Origin of the sequence: Corynebacterium kozikiae (assembly GCF_024580965.1) — a bacterium.
Lineage (GTDB): Bacteria > Actinomycetota > Actinomycetes > Mycobacteriales > Mycobacteriaceae > Corynebacterium > Corynebacterium kozikiae.
The window spans coordinates 112,127-136,286 of the sequence record NZ_JANIKJ010000003.1; the positions used below are offsets into that span (position 1 = coordinate 112,127).

The following is a 24,160-nucleotide window of genomic DNA, read 5'->3' on the forward strand; positions in this document are numbered from 1 at the left end:
CTGGGTCCGGATTTGGGTCTTGGGTATTGGGTATTGGGTATTGGGTATTGGGGTTTTGGGTTTCGGCTTTTGGGGCCGTCTTTGGCGTTGGTCGATAGGTTAAAGTCGATAGGCCGTGTTGTTGGTCGATAGGACGGCCCATTTTTGGGAAAATCGGGTCCTATCGACTTTGGGCTATCGACCAACGCGTCCTATCGACCAACGCACCCGCGCGCAAGTTGGCCCAAAGCTCCACAGCCCCACAGCCCCACAACCATCCGCAGAGCGTCCTCCGGAATCCTTTGCACACCCTTGCTTTTGCTAATCTGCCATTCATGAATACTGCACGTCCGGCCCGCCAGTGGCGCTTGTGGCGCTGGTACGTTCCCAGCCAACCGCCCCCACAAAGCCAGGCTGCACCGCAACTGGCAGCGGAATCCCAGCCCACCGATACCTGGACGTTTGGCACACCGAAGCAGTTCGCACGCAACGTGGTGTTTCGTGAACCTGGCGCGGTTGCGCTCACGATCTCCGGCATCGTGGTCTCCGCCCTCCTAGGAGCCCTGGTGCCCAAGCTGCTGGGTTGGATCATCGACCATAACTTCACCCTCAGTTCTCCGCCAACGGTCCTTGCGATCCTCGGGGGCTTTGTACTGCTGTTTTACTTCCAAATTTGGGCTGAGGCGATGGCGGATGCATTTGGAACGCTCTCGATCCGCAGGATTATGCATGGGTTGCGGATGTGGCTGACCGGGCGTTTGCTTTCCGCTGATGAGATCACCGAGGGCCCGGGTGCTGTGGTGAACACGGTGGATGCGGACGTCGCTACCCTTGCGGAGACTCGAGAGATCTTCAATTTTCCGGTAATGATGATCGGCTACCTGCTTGGTGCCGTGGTGGTGGTTGGACCGATTTCGTGGGTTGTGGCGGTGATGTTCGTCGCTGGTGCAGCGCTGACGGCGGCGGCAAGTATTCTCACGTCTTCTCCGGTCACGGGAATTGCACAGCGGCGTCGCCAGGCCGAGGCAGATGCCGCGGGCTTCGCCACCGATTTGGCGCAGGGGTCGCGGGTGGTCAAGGGCCTTGGCGCCGTTGAGGCTTCCCAGGCACAGTTCGAGCGCAAGCTTGAGCTCGCGTTGAAGTTGGGCCTGCAGGAAAACGCCCTGGTGTCCAAATTGGGCTTTATCCGCCAGATTGTCCCGGCCTTGTGCATGGGCGTGGTGGCCGCATATTCCGGCATCAAGCTGGCCCGCGGCGAATTCACCGCCGGTGAGTTCCTCACCATCACCATGCTTGCCCCGCCCGCATTCGATGCGTTGGGCAAGAGCCTCGACCTTGCGGTGAACTGGTGGGCGCGCGGTGTGGCCTCGGCGGGCAGGATCGAAACGTTGTACGGTGCGGCGAAAAGCGGTGACGACGCCGCCAGCGCCTCAGCCGCCCACGTCGCTCTGCCGCATGAGGGCAGTGCCGGGCTTGAGGTGTGGCCGCAGGATGCGCGTTCCCAGGAACATGCCGCTGCGTTGCGCGCCCTTCCGGGCGTGCTTGCGCCCCCGCACCAGGCGCATTTGTTCGAGGCTACGCTGCGCGAAAATGTGGATCCTTTGGGCCAACACAGTGATACACAGGTGCTCGCGGCGCTGGAGGCGGCCTGTGCGCAGGACGTGGTCCGCAGGCTCGGTGGCTTCGGGCCGGACGGCGCGCTGCCCAGCACTCCGGTGGGGGAGGCCGGTCTGAATCTTTCGGGCGGCCAGCGCCAGCGCGTGGCCTTGGCCAGGGCGTTGTTGGCGCAGCCAAAGGTGTTGCTGTTGGATGATCCCACCACCGGCTTGGATGCTTTGACCTTGGACAAGGTGGTGCGCAACGTGAAGGAGTTTCGGGCCGGAAAGACCACTATTGTGCTGACGAATTCGAGGTTGTGGAAGCAATGACGTCTCCCGAAACACACCAGGACAGCCTGCTGCAGGATAGCCTCAAGCCGGCGAGTGTCCGTGAAGTTTTGCGCTACCTGGCAACCTTGGATCATCCGCTCAACCGCAAGTGGTGGTTGGGAATGAGCTTGCTCAACCTCGTGGTGTTGAGCTTCATGGTGTCCACCACCACGGTCCTCGGTTACTCAGTGGATGTGGTCACAGGCACCCCGGTGTGGCCCTTCGGTGAAGGCACTGATGCGCTCGTTGGGGTCATTGTCACGGTGTGCCTGCTTTTCTTGGCGGATGCCTTGGGCAGGGCGGCTTCGAGCTATTTCATTGGCAAAAAGCTGCGCACCTTGGCGGTGGATCTTCGGCGGAAAACCCTGCACGCGGTGTTGCAGGCTCCTATTCCCGCGATCATGGAGCTGGGTACAGGCAACGTGATCACCCGCATGACCAGGGACATTGAAGAACCACTGCGGATTTTCGGCTGGATTGGCCAGAGGATCTTCCTCACGGCGTTCCTCCTCCCGATGACCTTCATTTCCCTGGTCTTGTTGGATTGGCGCTTCGGCCTGGTAGTAGTCCTGATGATCGCCATTATGTACTTGCCCGTGCGCGCCGTGATTGTGAGGCTGCCGGAATATGCCAATTCGGTGTCTGTGGCGGAGTCGCGCCGTAACGCAACGCAATTGGATACGCTGCGCGGCCTCGGCACAATTCGCGCGTTTGGGTTCGGCACTTGGGCTGCACAGCGCTTTGAACGCGACTCCTGGGTAGCAGTCCGCGCCGAGGCAACCAAACTGCCGCTCATTCTCCGGTTGCTGCAATTCGGCCAACTCGCCTATGCCTTGTGGTTCCTGGGCGTGCTGTTCGCTGCGATCTGGCTGGTCCAGAGTGACGCGATTACCTTGGGCCAGGCGTCGGCAGCGGTGTTTTTGGTCTTCCGCGCGGAAGTGCACATCTTCAACGTGATGTTCTTTACCGGGGAAATCCAGCAGTCTTTTACCTCTCTGGGGCGCGTGGTTGCTCTGGCAACGATCAACCCTGAAAAGAACCTCCCGTACCCCGAGCCGCTCGATCGGCCGGTGGAAATCCGGATGTCAAACCTGGGCTTTGCCTACCCCCATGGCGCCAAGGTGCTCGAAGGACTGAACCTCACCCTGGCCCCAGGCAGCACCACGGCGTTGGTGGGTACCTCCGGCGCGGGAAAGTCCACCTTGGCGCAGTTGATCGCCGGCCTGCACGCCCCCACCGAGGGCAGCATCACGGTGGGCGAGCACAACATTGCCCAGGTAGACCCGGATTGGGTGGCCCAAAACATCACCCTGGTGTCTCAGGAAAATCACGTGTTCTCCGGCACATTGCGCGAGGACCTGCGTCTGGCGGCACCAGAGGCTTCCGACGAGCACCTGTTGCACGCCCTCGCCGAGGCAGGGTTGGATCAGGAAAGTGTGGCGTTCCAGCGCGCGTTCCCGCATGCGTTAGACACACTCGTGGGGGCTAACCACCATGAGCTCCCTCCCGAAATTGCCCAGCACATCGCCCTAGCCAGGGTGGTGCTCAAACAGCCGAAGGTGCTCATTTTGGATGAGGCAACCAGTGAGGCCGGCAGCGATACCGCCCAGGCGTTGGAGGATGCCGCCACCAGGATCGTTGCGGGTTCCACCGCGCTCGTGGTGGCCCACCGCCTTAACCAAGCCGTGGACGCGGACCGCATTCTGGTGATGAGTGAGGGGAGCATCGTGGAAGATGGCACGCACGCGGAGCTGCTCGCACTTGGTGGGCGCTACGCACAGTTGTACGCGCGGTGGAGTGGGGGTAACCAAACTGTGTGAAGTGCACCGCTTGCACTAGTGCAATGCTGTAAAACTGAAACGTATGAGTGACTATGCACAAGATTCCCGCTTCCCGGGGCCAGATCCTTACGCCCCGCTGAAGAATCTTCCCACGTTCACCTTGGTGTCTCACGACTTGGAAAACGGTGCCAAGATCGCGGAGCAGCACCTGGGTGGAAACGACGTTTCCCCCCACCTCGCGTGGTCTGACCTGCCAGAAGGCACCAAGTCCATCGCAATCACCTGCTTTGACCCGGACGCCCCTACCGCGGCTGGTTTCTGGCACTGGGCTGTGTGCAACATCCCGGTGAGCACCACCGAGCTCGCCCAAGGTGCCGGCACCGCTGAGCTGGCCCTCACCTTGAAGGGTGACTCCGGCAAGGTTGGCTACTACGGTCCGCAGCCCCCAGCAGGCCACGGCCCGCACCGCTACCTCTTCGCTGTGCACGCCGTAGACGTAGAGGAGCTCGACATCCCCGCTGATGCCACCCCAACGGTGTTGGGCTTCAACCTGTACTTCCACTCAATTGCGCGCACCGTGCTGTGGGGCTGGTACCAGAATGACTAATGATTCTCCAAGGCAGGCTCCCATCTCCAAGGGTTTCCGCGTTGGTGGTGCATTAGTGGCAGTTGCGTTTGCAATGTTCATCTTCGGCGTGATCTCAGTGTTCACCGACGGATGGATGGCGCCATTCCCCGTCACGCCACGCTTCATACTCATCATTTTGGCAATTGCCCTGCTCGGCGGCTTTGCCACGATGAACCGCAAGGATGAGGGCGGGATCGTGAAGGTAGTCGCCCTCGCCGTAGCATTACTGCTGGTGGTGTTGGGGCGCTTTGTCCCAAACGAGCCTTTTGCATATTGGCAGCAATACTGGCTCCTTCTCTACGCCGTGGGTGCGTTCCTCGGAGCGATCCTCATCCGCAATAGCGCTGCGGGTAGGCAATGAGCGGAAGCTAAGAAGAAAACGCTGGTCGGAAGGTTTCCGGCCAGCGTTTTTCAGGTCTTGTTAGCCCAAAGTCCACGGCAATTTGGAGCCCACCGCTTGGTCGATGCTGTTCAGCCCGTGGGCGCGCAATTGCTTGGCGATGCCCAAGTGGATGTCACGGATCCAGTCCGGCCCACCGTAAATCATGCCGGTGTAGCCCTGCAGAAGCGAGGCACCCGCAGCGATGCGCTCCCAGGCCTGCTGCGGGGTAGAAATGCCGCCAACGCCAATGAGAACCAGGCGCCCACCCACGCGTTCATGCAGGCGTTCCAGCACTTGCATTGCGCGCTCGGCCACAGGAGCACCAGAAATGCCACCTGCGCCCATGGCTTCCACCTCGGCCTTCGGGGTGTTCAGTCCCTCGCGGGAGATGGTGGTGTTCGTTGCCACGATGCCGGCCAGCCCGAGCTCCAAGGCAAGGTCCGCCACTGCGTCCACGTCCTCGTCGCTGAGATCCGGGGCGATCTTCACCAGCACCGGCACCTGTGTTGCCTCCTGCACTGCGCTAAGGATCGGGCGCAAAGACTCCACTGCCTGCAAATCCCGAAGGCCTGGGGTGTTGGGGGAGGAGACGTTCACCACCAGGTAATCCGCGAGGTCACCAAGCAATGATGCCGAGCGGCGATAATCATCCACCGCGTCTTCAGCAGGAACAACCTTGGTTTTGCCGATGTTGATGCCAATTACGGCGTCGCTGCTGCGGCGGCGCAGGTTCTGCGCAACCTCGGCGGCACCCGCGTTGTTGAAGCCCATGCGGTTGAGGATCGCTTTGTCCTGCGGCAGGCGGAACAGCCTCGGCGTAGGGTTGCCAGGCTGCGGGGAGGCAGTCACGGTGCCCAGCTCCGCGTAGCCAAAGCCTACCGACGCCCACGCGTCCGGCGCTTCACCGTTTTTGTCAAAGCCCGCCGCAAGTCCAAGGGGTGCGGGGAAGCGCACGCCGAAGACTTCCTGGCTCAGGATTGGGTCATCCACACTCACGACCTTGCCTACAGCAGTGCGCAGCGGAGTGGCTACCTGCAGCCCGTGCATGCCCTGGGAGATGATGCCGTGGATGCGCTCCGGGGATAGCTTGAACATGCCGCGAAGTGCCACTTGATATGCGCGAACACGCAGGTCATGGAATGATGGCATAGGTTTTCTCCTCTTGTGCTGCGGGTGAAACGTCTTTGGGGGGTGTTAAAGGTCGATGATTTGCAAGCCGGCGCCGCTCGCGGAGCTCAGCACCACCTGATTGCCCACAACGGCGAGGTGTTGGGCGTCTGCAATGGTTTCCCAGGTTGCGTCCAGCTCCGGGGTGCCGGTGTTGAGCCGGTAGGAGGACAGGGTGTTTGTTCCGGTGGAGGCAACCAAGGCTCGCTGGCCCTGGGCATCCCAGGCGGTGGACCACGGGCCTTCTGCTACGGGGGTGGTTTGGTGAAGGCGGATGAAATCCAAGGACTGGTACACGGCGAGCTGGTTGCCCACGGTGTCCGCGGCCAGGAACATGCCTTGCTCACCTGCGGAGATCTCGCCTACACCTAAACCGACGCGCAGCATCGCCCCGGCGCGGAGTTCTTCAAGTTCGATGTCTTGGATGAGGGTCTTTTCGCGGTTGATTCGCACCACGGCGTCGCTGCCATCGGGGCGAGTGCTCAAGGCCAGTTGGGAGGTGGTGCCTTCCACTGTGAAGGGCTTCGCAGCCTCATCTGAACCGTCTGCAGAAAGCACTACCGCCTGGTTTGTTTGGGTGGAAGCGGCGATGATCTTGTTGTCGCCACTGAGCACGGCGAGGTCGTAGGACCCACCCAGATCAATGGGTGCGGGGAGTTGCGTATCAGCAGGGTCAATCAGGTATGCGCTTTGGCCACAGGCGAGCACAAACTTCCCGCTGGAGGCCGCAACGCGCCCGCATTCGCTTGGGAGGGTGATGCTGGCTGCGTCGTCAGCGCGAAACTCCTCAAGGGTGCCGAGCTTGAGGCCATCCTGGCTTCGCACGGCAAGCGTCTGCCCGATCACCTCGATTTCCGCTAGCTCCTCGCCGAGTTCGAGAACCTCGCCATCGGGGGTGTTCGAAGCAGGAGAGGCAACCGGGGTGGCGTTGCCCATGGCGCCGGTGAGTTCCTCGGTGTTGAGCTTGGACTCCACTGAGGTGCCGCAGGCGCTGAGCAGGAGTGCGGCGAGCGTGGAACCCACAGCGAGGCGGGTGATGTGGCTGAAGCTGCGGTCTCGATTCACAATCTGCAAGCCTATCAGGTGGGTTAGAGGGTGACGTCGTCGAGTGCTGCCAGAATGCTGCGGGGAATGTGGACTTGCGCACTTTCCAGATACTCCTGCAACTGCTGCGGGGTGCGCGGGGTAGAAACGATCGCGCTCACGCCCGGTTGCTGGCGTACCCACGCGCTTGCGGCAACAGCCATTGAGATGCCCAAACCCTCTGCTGCGGTAGCGAGGGCGGCGAGGGCTCGGAGCACGCGGTTGGCCTTCTCGCCGTGCTCGCCGTTTTCACCGCCGGTGGTGGCTGCGAGCAACGCGTGGACGTCGGTGTGCTGCCCGCGCGCGGCCCTGGAATCCTGAGGGATGCCGTGCTGGTACTGGCCGCTGAGCACGCCGTGAGCGATCGGAGCCCCCGCAATCACGCCGACGCCTAGGTAGCTCGCCGCGGGAATCAACTGCGTTTCGGCGCCGCGGGCAAGCAGGTGATATTCACTCTGCGCGGCAACCAGCAGGTGGGGGATCTGGCTGTGCAGCAGCGCCAATTGCCAGCCCTCGTAGCCGCGAACCCCGGCGTAGCGGACTTTGCCCTGGTTGATCGCAGTGCTCAGGGTGTGTGCTACTTCCTCGCAGGGGACCTGCGGATCCCAGTGACCCACGGTCCACAGATCGATGTGATCCACCTGGAGGGAGCGCAGCGCGTGATCCAGTTCCGCGAGCAGATTGCGCCTGGAGGTATCCACTCGATGCCCGTAGGTTGCTCGCTCATCCACGCCAGAGGCAACGGAAAGCACCAGTTCATCGCGATCCTTGTTGATGCCGGTTGCGGCGGCTGCGGTGGCGAACATGGTGAATGCGTCAGGGGCCAGCTCCACAAAGTTGCCGCCTTGTAGGTAGTACTGCTGAAGCATCGCGGTGGCATCGTCCTGGCTCGTGCCACGGCCCCATGTTTGGGTGCCCAAACCCAGGTTGGAAACTTTTAGTCCGCTGCGACCCACTGGTAGATACTTCACTTGCTTCACAGTAGTAGTAGCGTTGCACCTTGTGAATTCAGAAATCGCCATCCTTGCCCAAGCCCAAGTTGGCGCCACCACGGACATGTCCTGGTGGCAAGTCATCGTGCTCTCCATCGTGCAGGGCCTCACGGAGTTCCTTCCCATCAGCTCCTCCGGGCATTTGCGCATCGTGTCCGAGCTGTTCTGGGGCCAAGACGCCGGGGCCTCCTTTACCGCCGTGGTGCAGCTCGGCACCGAACTCGCTGTGTTGGTGTTTTTTGCCAAAGACATCTTCAACATCGCATCCGGCTGGTTGCGCGGGCTGTTCAACAAGCACGCCCGCGGTTTTGAATACCGTATGGGCTGGATGGTGATCCTGGGCTCGATCCCGGTTGCAGTGATCGGCTTTCTGGCCAAGGATTACATTCGCGACGCGCTGCGCAACCTCTGGATCACCGCCACCGTGCTCGTGCTGTTCTCCTTCGTGTTCATCGCTGCGGAGCGCTGGGGCAAGAAGAACCGCGGCTACACCGAACTTACGTACAAAGACGCCCTCATCATGGGTTTCGCTCAGTGCCTCGCGCTGATCCCAGGTGTCTCCCGCTCCGGCGGCACGATCTCCGCAGGTCTGTTCACTGGCCTTGACCGCGAGGTTGCGGCACGATTTTCCTTCTTGCTGGCTATCCCAGCGGTGTTTGCATCCGGTTTGTTCTCGCTTCCCGACGCCTTCAATCCCACCGCCGGCCAAGCGGCAACCGGGGCCCAGCTCCTCGTAGGCACCGTGATTTGTTTTGTCCTCGGCTACGCCTCAATTGCTTGGCTGCTCAAGTTTGTTTCCAACAATTCCTTTGCCTGGTTTGCTGCGTACCGCATCCCGGTGGGCTTGGCTGTGATGGGCCTGCTGGCAACGGGCGTGCTGCAGCCATAGCAGCCAGAGCAGGCAGAGCAGGCAGAGCAGCCAGAGTAGCCTTAACGGGCGTTATGGTGGGATAGCAGGCGAGCGCTCAGAGGGGGATGGGCGCGCTGGGTTGTGGCACGCTAAGGTGTGAATCATGCATTCATGGCCTGAACCTACCGTTCCAGTTCTCCCGCAGGAGTTGGTGCCAACCTCGGTGCTGGAGTTGTATGACAGCTCGCACCGGGCTGTGACCCCCGTGGACGTGAGTGGGCCAGAGGTGGGGATGTACGTGTGCGGTATCACCCCTTATGACTCCACGCACCTGGGTCATGCGGCCACCTACTTGACCTTCGACCTGGTTTACCGCCAGTTGTTGGCCCGCGGCCACAAGGTGCACTACGTGCAAAACATCACCGACGTTGACGATCCGCTCTTTGAGCGCGCTGAGCGCGACGGAGTGGATTGGCGTGAACTTGGCAGCTCCCAGATTGACCTGTTCCGCAGTGACATGGAGGCACTCAGCGTGCTCCCGCCGCGCGATTACATCGGCGCCATGGAGAGTGTGGACGAGGTTGTGGCAATGGTGCAGCGTCTGCTCGAGGTAGGGGCGGCGTACCAGCTCGTAGGTGATGAATACCCGGACATCTACGCGAGTATTAATGCCACGAGCCAGTTCGGATATGAATCTCGCCTGGACCGCGCACAGATGCTGGAGTTGTTCGCCCAACGCGGTGGGGACCCAGAGCGCCCTGGCAAGCGGGATCCGCTCGACGCCCTCTTGTGGCGCGCCGAACGCCCTGGTGAACCAGCGTGGCAGGCGCCCTTTGGTGCGGGTCGCCCTGGCTGGCATGTGGAGTGTTCCGCGATCGCCACCAACCGCCTGGGTGTGCACTTTGCCATTCAGGGCGGCGGCAGCGACCTGCTGTTCCCGCACCACGAGTTCTCCGCGGCCCACGCAGAGGCGGCGCACGGGGTGCCGAGGATGGCCAACCACTATGTGCACACCGGAATGATTGAGCTCGACGGCGAAAAAATGAGCAAATCCCTGGGCAACCTTGAGTTCGTCTCTCGGCTGCGCGCGAGGGGAGTACACCCTAGCGAAATCCGCCTAGGGCTGTTCGCCGGGCACTACCGGACGGACCGTAGTTGGAGCGAGGAACTCCTCCAGCACGCGCAGCAACGCAGGCAACTCTGGGCACAGGCATGCAGTGCGGCTACCGACGTCACCCTGGCCCACAATCTCATTTTTGAAGTCTCCGACCTTTTGGCCAATGACCTCAACACCCCAGCTGCATTGGCCGCGGTAGACGCGTGGGCACACGAGCAGCTTGAGCAAGCCACCGTTTCAGGGACGGAGGCTGAGGCGGATTCGAAAGCGGGCATGGTGGTTGCCCAAGCCCTGGATGCCTTGCTTGGAGTGAAGCTATGACGCAGAACCGCCCGCTCGCCCCTGAGCTGTTGGATGACCTGCTTGCCACGCTCGAAGCCGTTGCAACCGGCTCCTACCTGCGCCCAGAGGAGCGCCAATACTGGGAACAGCCATTTCCGGCTAATGCCGTGGGTGAACTTGAGGCCATCCTGCGCGGTTTTCTCAAACAAACCTATGAGGTGGGGGTGGATCCTTCGCAAACCACCGCAGCGCTCATCGAAACCCTGGATGCGTTCAATGAACGCTACTTCTGGATGGTCATCGATAACGAAGAAGAGGTGGAGCTTCACCAATTCATCGAGGTTGCTTGGCAGGATGCGGGCTACGGAGACATCGGTGAGCTGCCGGCCTTCGGCGGGGATGAAGCCACAGAGGACTAGTGGCCGTGTCTCCAAGTTTCAGCACCATTTGTGGGGGTGCTGTAGCTCACTGAAGCTCACTGAGTGAGATATTCAGTTTCAAATAGTGTTCAATAGTTCCTAAGTCTGCACCTTTTCCCTCAAAGGAGCTCACAATGGGAACCCACAAGCCTCAAATTCGCCCTCTTATCCGCCGTCTCGCCGCAATCGGCCTAGCCGCGGTGAGCTGCGCAGGCGCCGTGCTGGCGTCGGGAAGCGGCGCCCAAGCTGCCCAGGCTGTCCAAGCTACCCAAACCCAAGCATCCCAGCCGCGGGAATGCGCGCCGCTGGTGGTGGTGGCGAGCCGCGGAAGCAACCAAAACAAGCCGGAGCAGTTGGGAACGGACAACCTTTCACCCAACCTCCGAGGCTTCCTCAATTCACTCAATGCGGCGCTGGCTGCGCACCCAGATGCGGATGCCCGTGCGTTGGCGCCGCTGCCGGTGATCGCGCTACCGCCGAGCGAGTACCCGGCAGAGATTCCTTTTCCGGAGTACCTGGAACACGTAAGCCTTTCGGGGTCCTCGGAGGCGCGCGTTGACCTGCGGGAAAAGGGGCCTCGCGGGGTGGTTCGTGAGGTCGTGCAGGGCTTCAACACGAGCATGGACATGGGGATCACCCACACCAAGGCGGCTATCGAGGCCTTTGAGCGGGACACCGGTTGCACGCCAAACTATCTGCTGGCCGGCTACAGCCAGGGCATATTGGTGAACAATGCCGTGGAACCTTGGCTCTATGAGCGGGTGACGGCGCGAGGGAACACAGTGACTGCCATGACGTTGGTCGATCCTTTCCAGCCGGTTTCCGGCATTCTGGCCGAGACGGCTACGTTGCCCAACCTGCACGGATACCTTCCGATTCCGCTCTACCTGCCGGACCAGCGGGTTTCGCACCTGCGTCTATGCTTCGCCGGGGATTATGTATGCCAACTGGGGTTCAGTGGGCTGTTACTGGTGGACCTAGGGCGCATTAATATTCACGCGCATTACTTTGATCCTCAGCGCGAGGCCGCGAACATCACCGCCGGGTCCACGGCGGAAAACCTCATGCTGTTCCCGAAGCACCGAGCGCAGGAAGCAGAGTTCATTTCCCAAGCCACCCAAGTGGTGCTGCGTACCGTCCGCGCAGGTAAAACCGGCTAGGGGCAGGTTGGGGAGGGGTGCTTGGGGCGCGCGCTCGCGGCCCCGGAGCTTGGCGGGTGCGGTGGCGGGGCGTGCGGGTGGATGTTCATTGCAGGCGGAGTTATTGCGTACTAAGCTGTCTACTCTATGGAAACCGCAGCGCAACTCCCCTTGAAGTCCACAGCCTTTCTGGATGCCCTCAACTCCACCGTGCTGATTGGCGACGGTGCCATGGGCACCCAATTGCAAGGCTTTGACCTTGACGTAGATGCAGACTTCCTTGGGCTCGAGGGCTGCAATGAGATCCTCAACCACACCCGGCCGGACGTGGTGGCGCAAATCCACCGTAACTACTTTGCGGCGGGCGCTGACCTGGTTGAGACCAACACCTTTGGCTGCAACCTACCGAACTTGGCCGACTATGACATCGCGGATCGCTGCCAAGAGCTGGCCTACAAGGGTGTGGCAATTGCCCGCGAGGTTGCAGATGAAATGGGGCCTGGACGTGATGGCATGCCGCGCTTCGTCCTGGGCTCCATGGGCCCCGGAACCAAGTTGCCTTCCCTGGGGCACGCGCCCTTCAATGATTTGAAGGAGTACTACACCGAGGCCGCGCTGGGTATGGCAAAGGCCGGCGCTGATGCGATCCTCATCGAGACCGCTCAGGACCTCCTACAGGTCAAGGCCGCGGTCTTGGGCTGCCAGGAAGCCTTCGCTCAGGTGGGGTACCGCCTGCCGCTGGTGGTGCACGTGACGGTGGAAACCACCGGCACCATGCTGCTCGGCTCTGAAATCGGCGCAGCACTCACCGCGCTGGAGCCTTTGGGGATTGACATGATCGGCCTCAACTGTGCCACCGGCCCTGAGGAAATGAGTGAGCACCTGCGCTACCTCTCCCACAACGCCAGCATCCCGGTTTCCGTAATGCCGAACGCGGGCCTACCAGTGCTGGGTAAAAACGGTGCGGAGTATCCGCTTACGGCCCCAGAATTGGGTGTGGCATTGAAGGGATTCGTGGAGGAGTACGGCCTGTCTATGGTCGGTGGCTGCTGTGGCACCACCCCTGAGCACATTTCCGCAGTGCGTGACTCGGTGGTGGGCAACGCCGAGCAGGCGGAGCGCCACCCCGTTACCCAAGATGCGGTGGCCTCACTCTATACCTCGGTAAATCTCACCCAAGACACTGGCATCACGTTGATCGGTGAGCGCACCAACGCCAATGGCTCCAAGGCATTCCGCGAGGCAATGCTCGCCGGGGACTTGGAAACATGCGTAGACATCGCCAAGCAGCAGACCCGCGACGGCGCCCACATGCTCGACCTCTGCGTGGACTACGTGGGCCGTGACGGCCGCGAGGACATGGCCGCGCTGGCAAGCCTTCTGGCTACCAGCTCCACGCTGCCGATCATGATCGACTCCACCGAGCCGGAAGTGATCAAGGTGGGCCTTGAGCACCTCGGCGGGCGTTGCGCGGTGAACTCCGTGAACTTTGAAGACGGCGACGGCCCCGACTCCCGCTACCAGCGCATCATGCGAGAGGTGGTCAAGCACGGTGCAGCGGTGGTGGCGCTCACCATTGATGAGGAGGGCCAGGCCCGCACTGCGGAAAAGAAGGTGGAGATCGCGCAGCGCCTTATCCAGGACATTACCCAAACGTGGGGTCTGCATGTGCGTGACATCATTGTGGATACGCTCACCTTCCCAATCTCCACAGGACAGGAAGAAACCCGCCGCGATGGCATTGAAACCATCGAGGCCATCCGCACCCTGCGCCAGCTTTACCCGGACATCCACCTCACGCTGGGCCTTTCCAATATCTCCTTTGGCCTGAACCCTGCGGCGCGCCAGGTGCTGAACTCCGTGTTCCTCAACGAGTGCATTGAGGCCGGCCTGGATTCCGCGATCGCGCACAGCTCCAAGCTGCTGCCGATGAACCGGATCGATGAGCAGCAGCGCAAGGTTGCGCTGGACATGATCTACGACCGCCGCACAGAAGACTACGACCCACTGCAAACCTTCATGGCGCTGTTCGAGGGCGTTTCGGCTGCGTCGGCAAAGGATGCACGCGCCGAAGCCCTGGCAGCCATGCCGCTGCTGGAGCGCATTGCCCAGCGTGTGATCGACGGCGAGAAGGCCGGCATGGAGGCGGACCTCGATGCCGCAATGCAAGAGAAGTCCCCGCTGGACATCGTGAACGATGACCTGCTCGCGGGTATGAAGACCGTGGGTGAGCTCTTCGGCTCCGGGCAGATGCAGTTGCCCTTCGTGTTGCAGTCCGCCGAAACCATGAAGCACGCCGTTGCCTACCTGGAGCAGTTCATGGAGGCAAGCGATGATTCCGGAAGCAACGGCACAATCGTGATCGCTACCGTAAAGGGTGACGTGCACGATATTGGCAAAAACCTGGTGGACATAATCTTGTCCAACAACGGCTTCAACGTGGTGAATATCGGCATTAAACAGCCAATTTCCAATATCCTGGAGGCTGCAAAGGAGCACAATGCGGACGCCATTGGCATGTCCGGGTTGCTGGTGAAGTCCACGGTGATAATGAAGGAAAATCTCCAGGAGATGAATGCTTCTGGCGATGCCAACTACCCGGTGATCCTCGGCGGTGCCGCGCTCACCCGTGCATATGTGGAAGATGACCTCACTGAGGTTTATGAAGGCGATGTCTACTACGCCAAGGACGCCTTTGAGTCCTTGCGCCTCATGCAGGAGTTCATGGCACGAGTGCGCGGGGAGGGGCTTGACCCCAACTCACCGGAGGCCGTGGCCGCCGCCCGTAAGCGGGAGGAACGACGCGCGCGCAAGGAACGCTCCAAAGCCATCGCAGCGCGGCGCAAGGCCGAAGCGCAGCCCGTGGAGGTGCCAGCCCGCTCAGATGTTGCCATCAACGTCCCGGTGGCCACCCCGCCGTTCTGGGGAACGAAGGTTGTCAAGGGCATCCCACTGGCCGAGTACCTCCCTATGGTGGATGAGCGCGCCCTGTTCATGGGCCGTTGGGGACTCAAAGCCACCCGCGGCGGTGAAGGCCCAAGCTACGAGGAGCTGGTGGAAACCGAGGGCCGCCCACGCCTGCGCGCATGGATTGATCGCCTGAAGTCGGAGGGAATCCTGGACCACGCGGCGGTGGTCTACGGCTACTTCCCGGCAGTATCCAGCGGGGACAGCGTGATGTTGCTCGCTGAGCCAGACCCGAACGCTGAGGTGATAGCGCAGTTCCACTTCCCCCGCCAGCAGCGCGGGAAGTTCTTGTGCATCGCGGATTTCATCCGATCCAAGGAGCTCGCGCAGGAAACCGGCCAGGTGGACGTGTTCCCAATGCAGTTGGTCACCATGGGCGCGCCAATCGCAGATTTTGCCAATGAACTCTTCCAGGCAGACAACTACCGCGACTACCTGGAAGTGCACGGCGTTGGCGTGCAACTCACCGAGGCGCTTGCTGAATACTGGCACGCGAGAGTTCGCTCGGAGCTGAAGCTGAACGACGGCACAACCGCGGCCGATCAAGATTCTCAAGATCTCGAGCGCTTCTTTGATTTGGAATACCGCGGAGCCCGCTACTCCTTTGGCTACGGTTCCTGCCCGGATCTGGAAGATCGCCGCACTCTGGTGGAGCTTCTGAAGCCAGAGCGCCTGGGCGTGAGCTTGTCCGAGGAACTGCAATTGCACCCTGAGCAATCCACGGATGCCTTTGTGCTCTACCACCCGGAGGCGAAGTACTTTAACGTCTAGAGCGTGTAGTGCGTGAAGATCCCTGAATTGCCTCGCGCTGGGTGTGCTGGCATTGTTGGCTGCATGGACACTGCCTCACACCTTCCCAAGGATCCTGCAAGCAACGGTTTTCGCGCCGTGCTGTGGGACATGGACGGGACGCTGATTGACTCAGAGCCGCTCTGGGAGATCGCTACCTATGAGATGAGCGAGGAGATGGGCCGGCGCATCACCCCGGAACTCCGCGAGCGCACGGTAGGCGGTTCCTTTCTGAATACCGCCACCATCTGCGCAGAGCACGCGGGGATTACGCTCAACGATGAGTTGCTTGAGCACTACCGACGCACCATGTTCGCCCGCGTCCAGGATCTTTTGATCACTCGGGGAGCGTTTGTGCCCGGCGTGGAGCAATTGCTGCGCAAATTGCAGGAGGCGGGGGTCCCGAATGCGGTGGTCACCAACACCCCGCGTGAACTGGCAATGCCGGTGCTGGAGCATTTGGGTACGCAGTACTTTTCCGTGTTCATGTGCGGTGATGATGTGCCCCAAGGCAAGCCTGACCCCATGATTTATGAGCGCGCAGCGGCCGCCCTCGGGGTGGCACCAGGGGAGTGCTTGGCTGTGGAGGATTCCACGACTGGGATGACGGCCGCGGTTGGTGCGGGTTGCCTTGTGCTTGCTTCCCCGCTTGCTACCCAAGTACGCCCGGATGGGGTGCAAGATTTTCCGCAGGGTTCCTACTGTGGTGTTGAGGTGGGGGATCTGGTGGATGTGTGGAACAATTGCCTGCGTGAAGAATTTTGATTCCCTTTTTGCAGAGCTCACCCAGAAGATGCAGGACCGCCCGGAAGGGTCTGGCACCGTAGCTGCCATTGAGAAAGGTGTGCATCATCTGGGCAAAAAGGTAATTGAGGAAGCCGGCGAGGTTTGGATTGCCGCTGAGTATCAGTCCGATGAGGAGCTGGCTGAGGAGATGTCGCAGCTTCTGTACTGGTTGCAAACCATCATGATTGCCCGGGGCCTGACCCCGGAGGACCTTTACAAGTACCTCTAAATACCCCTTGTAAAAACCCCTTGCACGCACCTGTTGTGCGCTCCCCAGCTTGTGGCTGAGGCTCCCTGGGTGTGTACCCCTTTTGTGTCCCTACTTGCGCTGGAATGTGAAGGAAGCTCGATGTTGAAAGTTGCGATCCCGAATAAGGGGTCTTTGTCTGAGGCTGCTGTGGAAATCCTCAAAGAGGCCGGGTACACCGGCCGTGGGGAATCCAAGCAGCTCAACGTGATTGACAAGAAGAATGACGTAGAGTTCTTCTTCCTGCGCCCCAAGGACATCGCGATCTACGTGGCTGGCGGGCAACTTGATCTAGGCATCACCGGCCGGGATTTGGCGGCGGATTCCCGCGCGGATGTTTCCGAGGTCATGGCCTTGGGCTTTGGTAGCTCCACCTTCCGCTTTGCGGCTCCTCAGGGGTTGAACCTGGAGGTTTCCGATCTTGCGGGCAAGCGAATTGCCACGTCCTATCCGAACCTGGTGCGCGACTACCTGGCATCCCAATCCGTGGAGGCATCAGTGATCCGCCTCGACGGCGCTGTTGAGATCTCCATCAAACTGGGGGTCGCGGACGTCATCGCCGATGTTGTGTCTACTGGCCGCACTCTGCGCAAGCAGGGACTCGAGCCGTTTGGCCCCGTAATCTGCACCTCTGAAGCGGTGGTGGTGGGGCAGCAGGGCCGTGAGGACTCCGAGCAGGAGCGGGTGTTCCTCCGCCGTATTGAGGGTATCTTGCACGCCCAGAACTACTTAATGCTGGACTACAACGTCTCGCGTGCCGCTTTGCCTGCGGCAACGGAGGTCACTCCTGGGCTGTCCGGTCCGACGGTTTCCCCGCTTGCACGCGAGGAATGGGTTGCCGTGCGCGCAATGGTGCCGCGACGCGATGCCAACAAGGTGATGGACGATCTCGCAGCACTTGGAGCAGAGGCGATTTTGGCCTCGGAAATTCGCATCGCCCGAATCTAAGGCACCAAAGTAGCCTCATGTGCGCTGCGGTATCCCTACCTATAGGGCGATAGTGAGCGCACAATCACAACGGGCGTTGGGTAGGATAATCGTCACTGCATATAGCTCGATTTAATACCTATACAACGCCCGTTTTGTTGGTTTCTGTGGTTTTTGGTTGTGGTTTTGCCGTTTGTCACGCACACTGGGGGAAGTAGAGCGTGAGGATCTGGTAACAGCCTGAGGGACAGGAAAAGTCACCAGGAAACAAGAGACACGCAGCACTTCAGCTCAACGCTTTTGAAAATTCCATAGGCGCGTTGAGCTCACATTGGTGTTTGGGAAGCAGATTCTCGTTATTGGGTTCTCCGTGCCCGGCATGCTGGTTGCGTCGGTACTGTGCGCGGCATGCGTGTTTGCCCTTGAAGGCATTTTTCCCCACCCAACCACCTCCTTATTTCACAGAAAAGGTGTAGAAGTATGGCTGTTGTCCATATCCTGATAGTGCTCTGTGCAATCGTTTTAGGCGCGCGCCTTGGTTCGATTGCTATTGGTCTTGCCGGCGGCGCCGGTGTGATGTTGCTGGGCTTTAGCGGCGTGGCCGTGACACGCGATGACATTCCTTTTGACGTCATTGGCATCATCATGGCCGTGATCGCCGCAATCGCCGCGATGCAACGTGCAGGTGGCCTGGATTACCTGGTTCACCTGGCAGAACGTGCTCTGCGGAAAAACCCCAAATACATTACTTATGTTGCGCCGGTGGTTACTTACTTCATGACGTTGTTTGCGGGCACCGGCCATACCGCGTTTAGTACGCTGCCGGTGATCGTGGAAGTTTCCAAGGAATCCGGTGTGCGGCCTTCCCGCCCGCTGTCCGTTGCCGTGCCGGCGTCCCAGATGGCCATCACGGCCTCGCCCATTTCCGCGGCAGTGGTGTTCATGGCGAGCATCATGGAGCCGCTTGGGGTTGGCTACCTCACGCTGCTGGCAATCCTGATTCCAGCGACCTTCCTGGCCATATTCCCTACCGCCTGGTTGGCTAACCGCTTGGGCAAGGAGCTGGAGGCGGACGCTGAGTACCAAGATCGTCTTTCCCGCGGGTTGGTGAGCCCGCCGAAGGGCGCGGCCCACTACGAGCCGGTGCGCGGAGCGAAGGCATCCGTAGTGATCTTCCTGGTGGCCATCCTTGCTGTGATGGTGTACGCCACCGCGATCTCTGACCAGGTGGGACTGATCAGCGAACCGACGCTGCCGCGCAATGAGGCGATCATGGCGATGATGCTCACCGCCGCAACCATCATCGTGCTGGTGTGCAAGTTCCCCGCGGGTGACATCCTCAACACCCAAGTGTTCCGTTCTGGCATGTCTGCCTCCGTGTGTGTGCTTGGCGTTGCCTGGCTAGGCACCACGCTGGTAAACCACTACATCGAAGAAATCCAGGACTTCTCCGGCGACCTGCTCAACGCATACCCATGGTTGCTCGCGGTTGTGCTCTTCTTCGCGGCGGCATTGCTGTACTCACAGGCAGCAACCGCGAAGGCACTCATGCCGGCGGCACTCGCGATGGGTGTAAGCCCACTAACCGCCGTGGCTGCTTTCCCCGCGGTTTCGGCACTGTTCATCCTTCCTACCTACCCAACGCTGCTCGCAGCAGTGGAAATGGATGATACGGGCTCCACCCGGATCGGCAAGGCCGTGTTCAACCACCCATTCTTCATTCCCGGAACGCTGCAGATTGTGCTTTCGGTGCTGCTCGGTTACTTGATCGGCGGTGTGTTGATCTAGCTGATCGAGCCGAGTCTGATGCGTTTTGAGGAGCATGGTTACGGAATGCCTCTCACCCCCAGCGCTCCCATCATTTCGCCTTTTTACCCCTAACGGGGGTAGGAGGATCGGAGGGCAAGAGAAAAAACTTTGCAAGCTGAAATCTTGCCTTCTGGGCCGCGGGTTCCAAAGCGAGCCTTTGCTATCCTGCAGCAACAATTTTAACTGTCAAAAGGCAGGTAAAAGCACATTTTTGGGGTTCGAAAACTCGCGAGTTTACTCCGGCCAAAAGGCGGCCACGCTCCAGTAGCGTGGAGTAGGCGGAGAGGGCAGCAAGGCTCGGGCCTTGGTTGGAAACGCAACTGCGCACGGCACCCCCACAACTTCACAGAGTTTCCCTACTCGTTCCACAAACACGTGGCGTCGGGGGTGTGCTTTGGGCAAGGAGCAGAACCCTGAGTGTGACCCGGGCGAACGCAGGCGCTGGTACTGCCGCCTGTACTGCCGCCAGTACCGACGCTGCCAAATCCACAAGAATCCCAGAAGGAGTATTCACCCCATATGAGTAAGTCCGAGCAAGATTCAACGCCGCAGGTGCAACCGGCACCGGACATGCAGAAACAACAAACCGCCAAGGTCCAGGAGGCGAAAGCCCAAGCCACCAAGGGCGACCCCAACCAAAACCTCGAAAACATCCCAACCGAACACCAAACAGCACAGGTAGAAAAGGAGAGCGCAGTGAGCGCAAAGGCTGCAAAGGCAAAGAAGACCACGAAGGCTGAAGGTAAGTCTGAGGAGCAGGACTTCTCCAAGGGCACCCGCGTGGAAGAGGACCTTTTGGGCACCATGGAGGTGTCCAACGAGTTCTACTACGGCATCCATACGATGCGCGCTATTGATAACTTCCAGATCAGCCGCACCACTATCAACCATGTGCCCGAGTTCATTCAGGGCATGGTGTACGTGAAGAAGGCCGCTGCCCTTGCTAACCGCCGCCTGCACACTCTTCCACGCAAGAAGGCGGAGGCAATTGTGTGGGCCTGTGATCAGATCCTGGACCACGGCCGCTGCATGGACCAGTTCCCAATTGACGTGTTCCAGGGCGGCGCCGGCACTTCTTTGAACATGAACACTAACGAGGTTGTGGCAAACCTCGCGCTGGAGTACCTCGGGGAGCCCAAGGGTTCCTACCACATCATCAACCCCAACGATGACGTGAACATGTCCCAGTCCACTAATGACGCCTACCCAACCGGCTTCCGCCTGGGTGTGTACATGTGCATGACCCGCCTGATTGACCAGGTGGACCAGCTTCAAAAGGCCTTTGCTGCAAAGGGTGCGGAGTTTGCCGACATTCTGAAGATGGGCCGTACCCAGCTCCAGGATGCTGTGCCAATGACCTTGGGTGAGGAGTTCCAGGCCTTCGCCCACAACCTGGCCGAAGAGCAGGCGATTCTGCGCACCGCCGCGGATCGCCTCCTGGAGATCAACCTGGGCGCCACCGCAATCGGCACCGGTTTGAACACCCCATCCGGCTACCGCCATCAGGTCACGGCCTCGCTCTCGGAGGTCACCGGTTTGGAGATGAAGTCTGCACGGGACCTGATTGAGGCAACCAGCGATACCGGCGCCTACGTCCTCGCTCACTCCGCGGTGAAGCGTGCAGCGATGAAGCTCTCCAAGATCTCCAATGACCTCCGCTTGCTGTCCTCCGGTCCAACCGCTGGCCTGCACGAGATCAATCTGCCACCACGCCAGGCAGGTTCCTCCATCATGCCGGCAAAGGTGAACCCCGTGATCCCAGAAGTGGTCAACCAGGTGTGCTTCAAAGTCTTTGGCAACGACCTCACCGTCACCATGGCCGCGGAGGCAGGCCAGCTCCAACTCAACGTGATGGAGCCCGTGATCGGCGAGGCCCTGTTCCAGTCCATCCGCATCCTCGGCAATGCAGTGGATGCCCTGCGCGAAAAGTGCGTGGTGGGTATTACCGCAAACCCAGAGGTCTGCCGCGCGTACGTGGAAAACTCCATTGGCATCGTGACCTACCTCAACCCCTTCATTGGGCACCACAATGGTGACATGATCGGTAAGGAAGCCGCCGCCACGGGCCGTTCCGTTCGCGAACTCGTGCTGGAAAAAGGCCTTATGGATGAGGAAACCCTCAACCAGGTGCTGAGCAAGGAAAACCTCATGCACCCGGTGTTTCGGGGTACGCTGTACCTCGACGACTAAAAATGGGAAATCCAAGGCCATGATCGTGCCTTGACCCAAGAAAGAAACACCCGTGCGCGTCCAGTCTCCACAGATTCTGTGAGGGTGGGCGCGCATCGTTTTTGCGCACACCGTGAAAGGAAACACCATGCTCAGTGATGTTGAAATCGCCCAAGCCCACACGATGGAACCCATCACCACAATCGCCGAGCGCGCAGGCATCGCCCCCGAGGCTCTCGTTCCATTCGGCTTCACCAAGGCGAAAGTAGATATCACGCACGTCCCGCAGTCTGAACCCGGCAAACTCATCTTGGTCACCGGAATTTCTCCAACGCCAGCGGGGGAGGGCAAGTCCACCGTGCTGATTGGGCTTGCCGACGCCCTCAAGGCGGCAGGGCTCAAGACCATGGTGGCGTTGCGCGAGCCTTCACTCGGGCCGGTGATGGGCATTAAAGGCGGCGCTGCAGGCGGGGGTTACTCCCAGGTGGTGCCGATGGAGGACATCAATCTGCATTTCACTGGTGATTTCCATGCCATCACCTCAGCCACCAACACGCTCGCCGCGCTCATTGATAACCACATCCACCAGGGCAACGAGCTTGGTATCGATCCCCGCCGCATCACCTGGCAGCGGTGTATGGATGTGAATGACCGCTCACTGCGCCACGTCGTTACCGGCCTTGGTGCCTTTGCCGACGGCAACCCGCAGGAAACCGGCTTCACCATCACCGCTGCCAGCGAGTTCATGGCAATCCTGTGCCTTGCCTCGGATCTGGATGATCTTGCCACGCGCATGGGAAAGGTAGTGGTGGCCCAGACGTTCCAAGGAGAGCCTGTCACGGTGGAGCAGCTCGGGGTAACTGGCGCGCTGGTGGCGCTGCTGAAGGATGCGCTGCACCCCAACCTGGTGCAAACCCTGGGTGGCACTCCAGCATTTGTTCACGGTGGGCCGTTTGCAAACATTGCCCACGGCTGTAACTCCCTAGTTGCTACCCGCACCGCTTTGCAGTTGGCAGACGTGGTGGTCACGGAAGCGGGCTTCGGTTCAGACTTGGGCGCGGAGAAGTTCCTGGACATCAAGGCTCGAGCCGGCCACTTGCAGCCGAATGCCGTGGTGATCGTGGCCACCATTCGCTCCTTGAAGTATAACGGGGGCGTTGCGCGCGCTGAGCTCAATCAGGAAAACCTGGAGGCCCTCGCGGCGGGCGTGGTGAACTTGGAGCGCCACGTAAGCAACATCCGCAAATTCGGAATCAGCCCCGTGGTGGCCCTCAACCGGTTCAGCGCGGACACCCCTGCTGAGGAACAGTTCATGCGCCAATGGGCTAAAGGTTTTGGAGTGGCGCTAGCCAGCGCGGATGTGTGGGCTCGCGGCGGAGCCGGCGCCGAGGAACTCGCTGAACTAGTTCAACAAAGCTTCGGCGAGCAATATCACCCTTTGTATGACCCGGCGCACGGCGTCGAGGCTTCTATCGAGACGATTGCCAAAGAAATCTACGGTGCAGCAGAAGTGGAGTTTTCCGCCAAGGCACGCAAAGACCTGGCCTACTTGGAGGCCAATGGTTGGGACACGCTGCCGGTATGTATCTCTAAAACGCAGTATTCCTTCAGCGATGACCCGACCGCCCTCGGCGCGGCGACGGGGCATGTGCTCCATGTTCGGGAGCTCCTGCCGCGCATTGGGGCTGGGTTCGTGGTGGCCATGACCGGCAATGTCATCGCCATGCCGGGGCTCCCCAAGACCCCTGCTGCAAATGGGATCAATGTTGTAGATGGCCAGATCAAGGGCCTGTTCTAAGGCAGCCTTTGCTTAGCTGGTGGCGGCGCTTCCCGGCCAACCTGGGTATGTAGGTGGAGTGCCGCCGAAGGCTGGACAGAGAGATTGGTGTGCGCACCAGCCGCACAGCTTGCTGGTCTTTGGCGCAAATTGGCCGCTTTGACCATCTTGTTCTATCTGGTCCCAGAGGCGCTTGAGGTCATGCTCAAAGTACTCCAGTTCCTCTTTCGCGGGGGCGAGGAACATGGAGTCAATGACCTTGAGGTACATCAAGCGCAGTTGCTGCGGAATGGTGCCGAAGAGCCGCCAGTACACCAGTGCGTAGAAGCGCATCTGGAACTTTGCCTGTGCGGAGTATTGGGGAAGGGGCTTTTTGCCCGTTTTGTAGTCCACAACTCGGACCTCCCCGGTTGGGGCAATGTCTACACGGTCAATGAATCCACGCACCGGTACGCCGTTGGGCAAGGTGGTGTCCACATACATTTCCACCGCATGTGCGTCAAAACCCGTGGGGTCTTCCATTTCAAAGTAGCCGCGTAGGAGGCTGCGGCATTCCACGAGGAAATCCAAGGTGTGTTCTTCTGGAATCAACTCCAGCAGCTCGGCGTCTTTTTCACACATGGTTGCCCAGTTCGGCTTGAGCCGCTTCACTGCCGCTGGATAGCTGCGCTGCTCGCGCGGCCAGCCGTACATTTCTTCCAACACTGCATGGACCAAGGTGCCTTTCACCTGCGCCACGGTTTTTGGTTCGGGCAGCTTGTCAATTGCCCGAAAGCGGTAGAGCAGTGGGCATTGCTCGTAGTCCCCAGCGCGTGAAGGGGAGAGGGCAAGTGGTTTGGCGGGTGATTCCATGGGTTCAACTTTAATCAATCAGCCGGACACGCCCGTTAGCCACCCACCAATAGGATGCTGTTTTCCCTGTTCAGGGCGCATGTCCTTGGG

19 protein-coding genes are annotated in these 24,160 nt (G+C 60.3%); 15 read left to right on the plus strand and 4 right to left on the minus strand.

Going from position 1 to position 24,160, the window contains the following annotated elements:
* Window positions 1-314: 314 nt before the first annotated feature.
* From NQ018_RS11495 to NQ018_RS03645, 4 genes are read left to right on the plus strand one after another with little or no spacing between them, the layout of a single operon-like run.
* A complete protein-coding gene (locus tag NQ018_RS11495) occupies window positions 315-1,907 on the plus strand; it encodes an ABC transporter transmembrane domain-containing protein (RefSeq protein WP_306428898.1) in 1,593 nt (530 codons plus the stop codon).
* Window positions 1,904-3,727 (plus strand): ABC transporter ATP-binding protein, encoded by a 1,824-nt coding sequence (locus NQ018_RS03635; RefSeq protein ID WP_257058492.1) that lies wholly within the window; start codon window positions 1,904-1,906, stop codon window positions 3,725-3,727. The genes NQ018_RS11495 and NQ018_RS03635 overlap by 4 nt, the downstream gene beginning before the upstream one ends.
* A gap of 43 nt (window positions 3,728-3,770) precedes the next feature.
* Window positions 3,771-4,295 (plus strand): YbhB/YbcL family Raf kinase inhibitor-like protein, encoded by a 525-nt coding sequence (locus NQ018_RS03640; protein WP_257058495.1) that lies wholly within the window; start codon window positions 3,771-3,773, stop codon window positions 4,293-4,295.
* The gene (locus NQ018_RS03645) at window positions 4,288-4,677 is read left to right on the plus strand and encodes a hypothetical protein (RefSeq protein WP_257052640.1); all 390 of its coding nucleotides are present in this window, start codon (window positions 4,288-4,290) and stop codon (window positions 4,675-4,677) included. Before NQ018_RS03640 ends, NQ018_RS03645 begins: the two co-directional genes overlap by 8 nt.
* 60 nt (window positions 4,678-4,737) lie before the next feature.
* Here the strand turns inward: NQ018_RS03645 and NQ018_RS03650 are convergent, their stop codons facing one another.
* Genes NQ018_RS03650 through NQ018_RS03660 form a run of 3 tightly spaced genes read right to left on the minus strand, consistent with a single transcriptional unit; the run spans window position 4,738 to window position 7,919 of the window.
* Complete coding sequence (locus NQ018_RS03650) at window positions 4,738-5,847, minus strand: quinone-dependent dihydroorotate dehydrogenase (RefSeq protein WP_257058512.1); 1,110 nt, start codon at window positions 5,845-5,847, stop codon at window positions 4,738-4,740.
* 45 nt (window positions 5,848-5,892) lie between these two features.
* Window positions 5,893-6,930 (minus strand): YncE family protein, encoded by a 1,038-nt coding sequence (locus tag NQ018_RS03655; protein WP_257058515.1) that lies wholly within the window; start codon window positions 6,928-6,930, stop codon window positions 5,893-5,895.
* A gap of 23 nt (window positions 6,931-6,953) precedes the next feature.
* Complete coding sequence (locus NQ018_RS03660; RefSeq protein ID WP_257058517.1) at window positions 6,954-7,919, minus strand: aldo/keto reductase; 966 nt, start codon at window positions 7,917-7,919, stop codon at window positions 6,954-6,956.
* 85 nt (window positions 7,920-8,004) lie between these two features.
* On the opposite strand from NQ018_RS03660, the gene NQ018_RS03665 reads away from it, so the two are divergent.
* The 11 genes from NQ018_RS03665 to NQ018_RS03715 all read left to right on the plus strand — a co-directional run bounded on the left by NQ018_RS03665 (window position 8,005) and on the right by NQ018_RS03715 (window position 23,239).
* Window positions 8,005-8,829, plus strand: a complete 825-nt coding sequence (locus tag NQ018_RS03665; RefSeq protein ID WP_257052691.1) for an undecaprenyl-diphosphate phosphatase — start codon at window positions 8,005-8,007, stop codon at window positions 8,827-8,829.
* Between the two features lie 124 nt (window positions 8,830-8,953).
* The gene (mshC, locus tag NQ018_RS03670) at window positions 8,954-10,228 is read left to right on the plus strand and encodes a cysteine--1-D-myo-inosityl 2-amino-2-deoxy-alpha-D-glucopyranoside ligase (protein ID WP_257058522.1); all 1,275 of its coding nucleotides are present in this window, start codon (window positions 8,954-8,956) and stop codon (window positions 10,226-10,228) included.
* Window positions 10,225-10,608 carry a hypothetical protein gene (locus NQ018_RS03675; RefSeq protein ID WP_257058525.1) on the plus strand — a complete coding sequence of 128 codons (384 nt, stop codon included), beginning with the start codon at window positions 10,225-10,227 and terminating at the stop codon, window positions 10,606-10,608. The genes mshC and NQ018_RS03675 overlap by 4 nt, the downstream gene beginning before the upstream one ends.
* A gap of 134 nt (window positions 10,609-10,742) precedes the next feature.
* Window positions 10,743-11,768 carry a PE-PPE domain-containing protein gene (locus NQ018_RS03680; protein WP_257058527.1) on the plus strand — a complete coding sequence of 342 codons (1,026 nt, stop codon included), beginning with the start codon at window positions 10,743-10,745 and terminating at the stop codon, window positions 11,766-11,768.
* A gap of 126 nt (window positions 11,769-11,894) precedes the next feature.
* On the plus strand, window positions 11,895-15,485 hold the full coding sequence (gene metH / locus NQ018_RS03685; RefSeq protein ID WP_257058529.1) for a methionine synthase: 3,591 nt from the start codon (window positions 11,895-11,897) through the stop codon (window positions 15,483-15,485).
* Between the two features lie 63 nt (window positions 15,486-15,548).
* Window positions 15,549-16,268 carry an HAD family hydrolase gene (locus NQ018_RS03690; RefSeq protein ID WP_257058533.1) on the plus strand — a complete coding sequence of 240 codons (720 nt, stop codon included), beginning with the start codon at window positions 15,549-15,551 and terminating at the stop codon, window positions 16,266-16,268.
* Window positions 16,234-16,518 carry a phosphoribosyl-ATP diphosphatase gene (locus NQ018_RS03695; protein WP_257058535.1) on the plus strand — a complete coding sequence of 95 codons (285 nt, stop codon included), beginning with the start codon at window positions 16,234-16,236 and terminating at the stop codon, window positions 16,516-16,518. Before NQ018_RS03690 ends, NQ018_RS03695 begins: the two co-directional genes overlap by 35 nt.
* A gap of 120 nt (window positions 16,519-16,638) precedes the next feature.
* On the plus strand, window positions 16,639-17,484 hold the full coding sequence (gene hisG / locus NQ018_RS03700; protein ID WP_257058538.1) for an ATP phosphoribosyltransferase: 846 nt from the start codon (window positions 16,639-16,641) through the stop codon (window positions 17,482-17,484).
* A 459-nt stretch (window positions 17,485-17,943) separates the two neighbouring features.
* A complete protein-coding gene (locus tag NQ018_RS03705; protein ID WP_257058540.1) occupies window positions 17,944-19,251 on the plus strand; it encodes an anaerobic C4-dicarboxylate transporter in 1,308 nt (435 codons plus the stop codon).
* Window positions 19,252-19,791: 540 nt separating this feature from the next.
* A complete protein-coding gene (gene aspA / locus NQ018_RS03710) occupies window positions 19,792-21,462 on the plus strand; it encodes an aspartate ammonia-lyase (RefSeq protein WP_257058542.1) in 1,671 nt (556 codons plus the stop codon).
* A gap of 127 nt (window positions 21,463-21,589) precedes the next feature.
* Window positions 21,590-23,239, plus strand: a complete 1,650-nt coding sequence (locus tag NQ018_RS03715) for a formate--tetrahydrofolate ligase (RefSeq protein ID WP_257058545.1) — start codon at window positions 21,590-21,592, stop codon at window positions 23,237-23,239.
* 12 nt (window positions 23,240-23,251) lie between these two features.
* Here the strand turns inward: NQ018_RS03715 and NQ018_RS03720 are convergent, their stop codons facing one another.
* Entirely contained in the window at window positions 23,252-24,070 is an 819-nt protein-coding gene (locus tag NQ018_RS03720) for a RecB family exonuclease (protein WP_257058547.1), read from the minus strand.
* Between the last annotated feature and the right edge of the window lie 90 nt (window positions 24,071-24,160).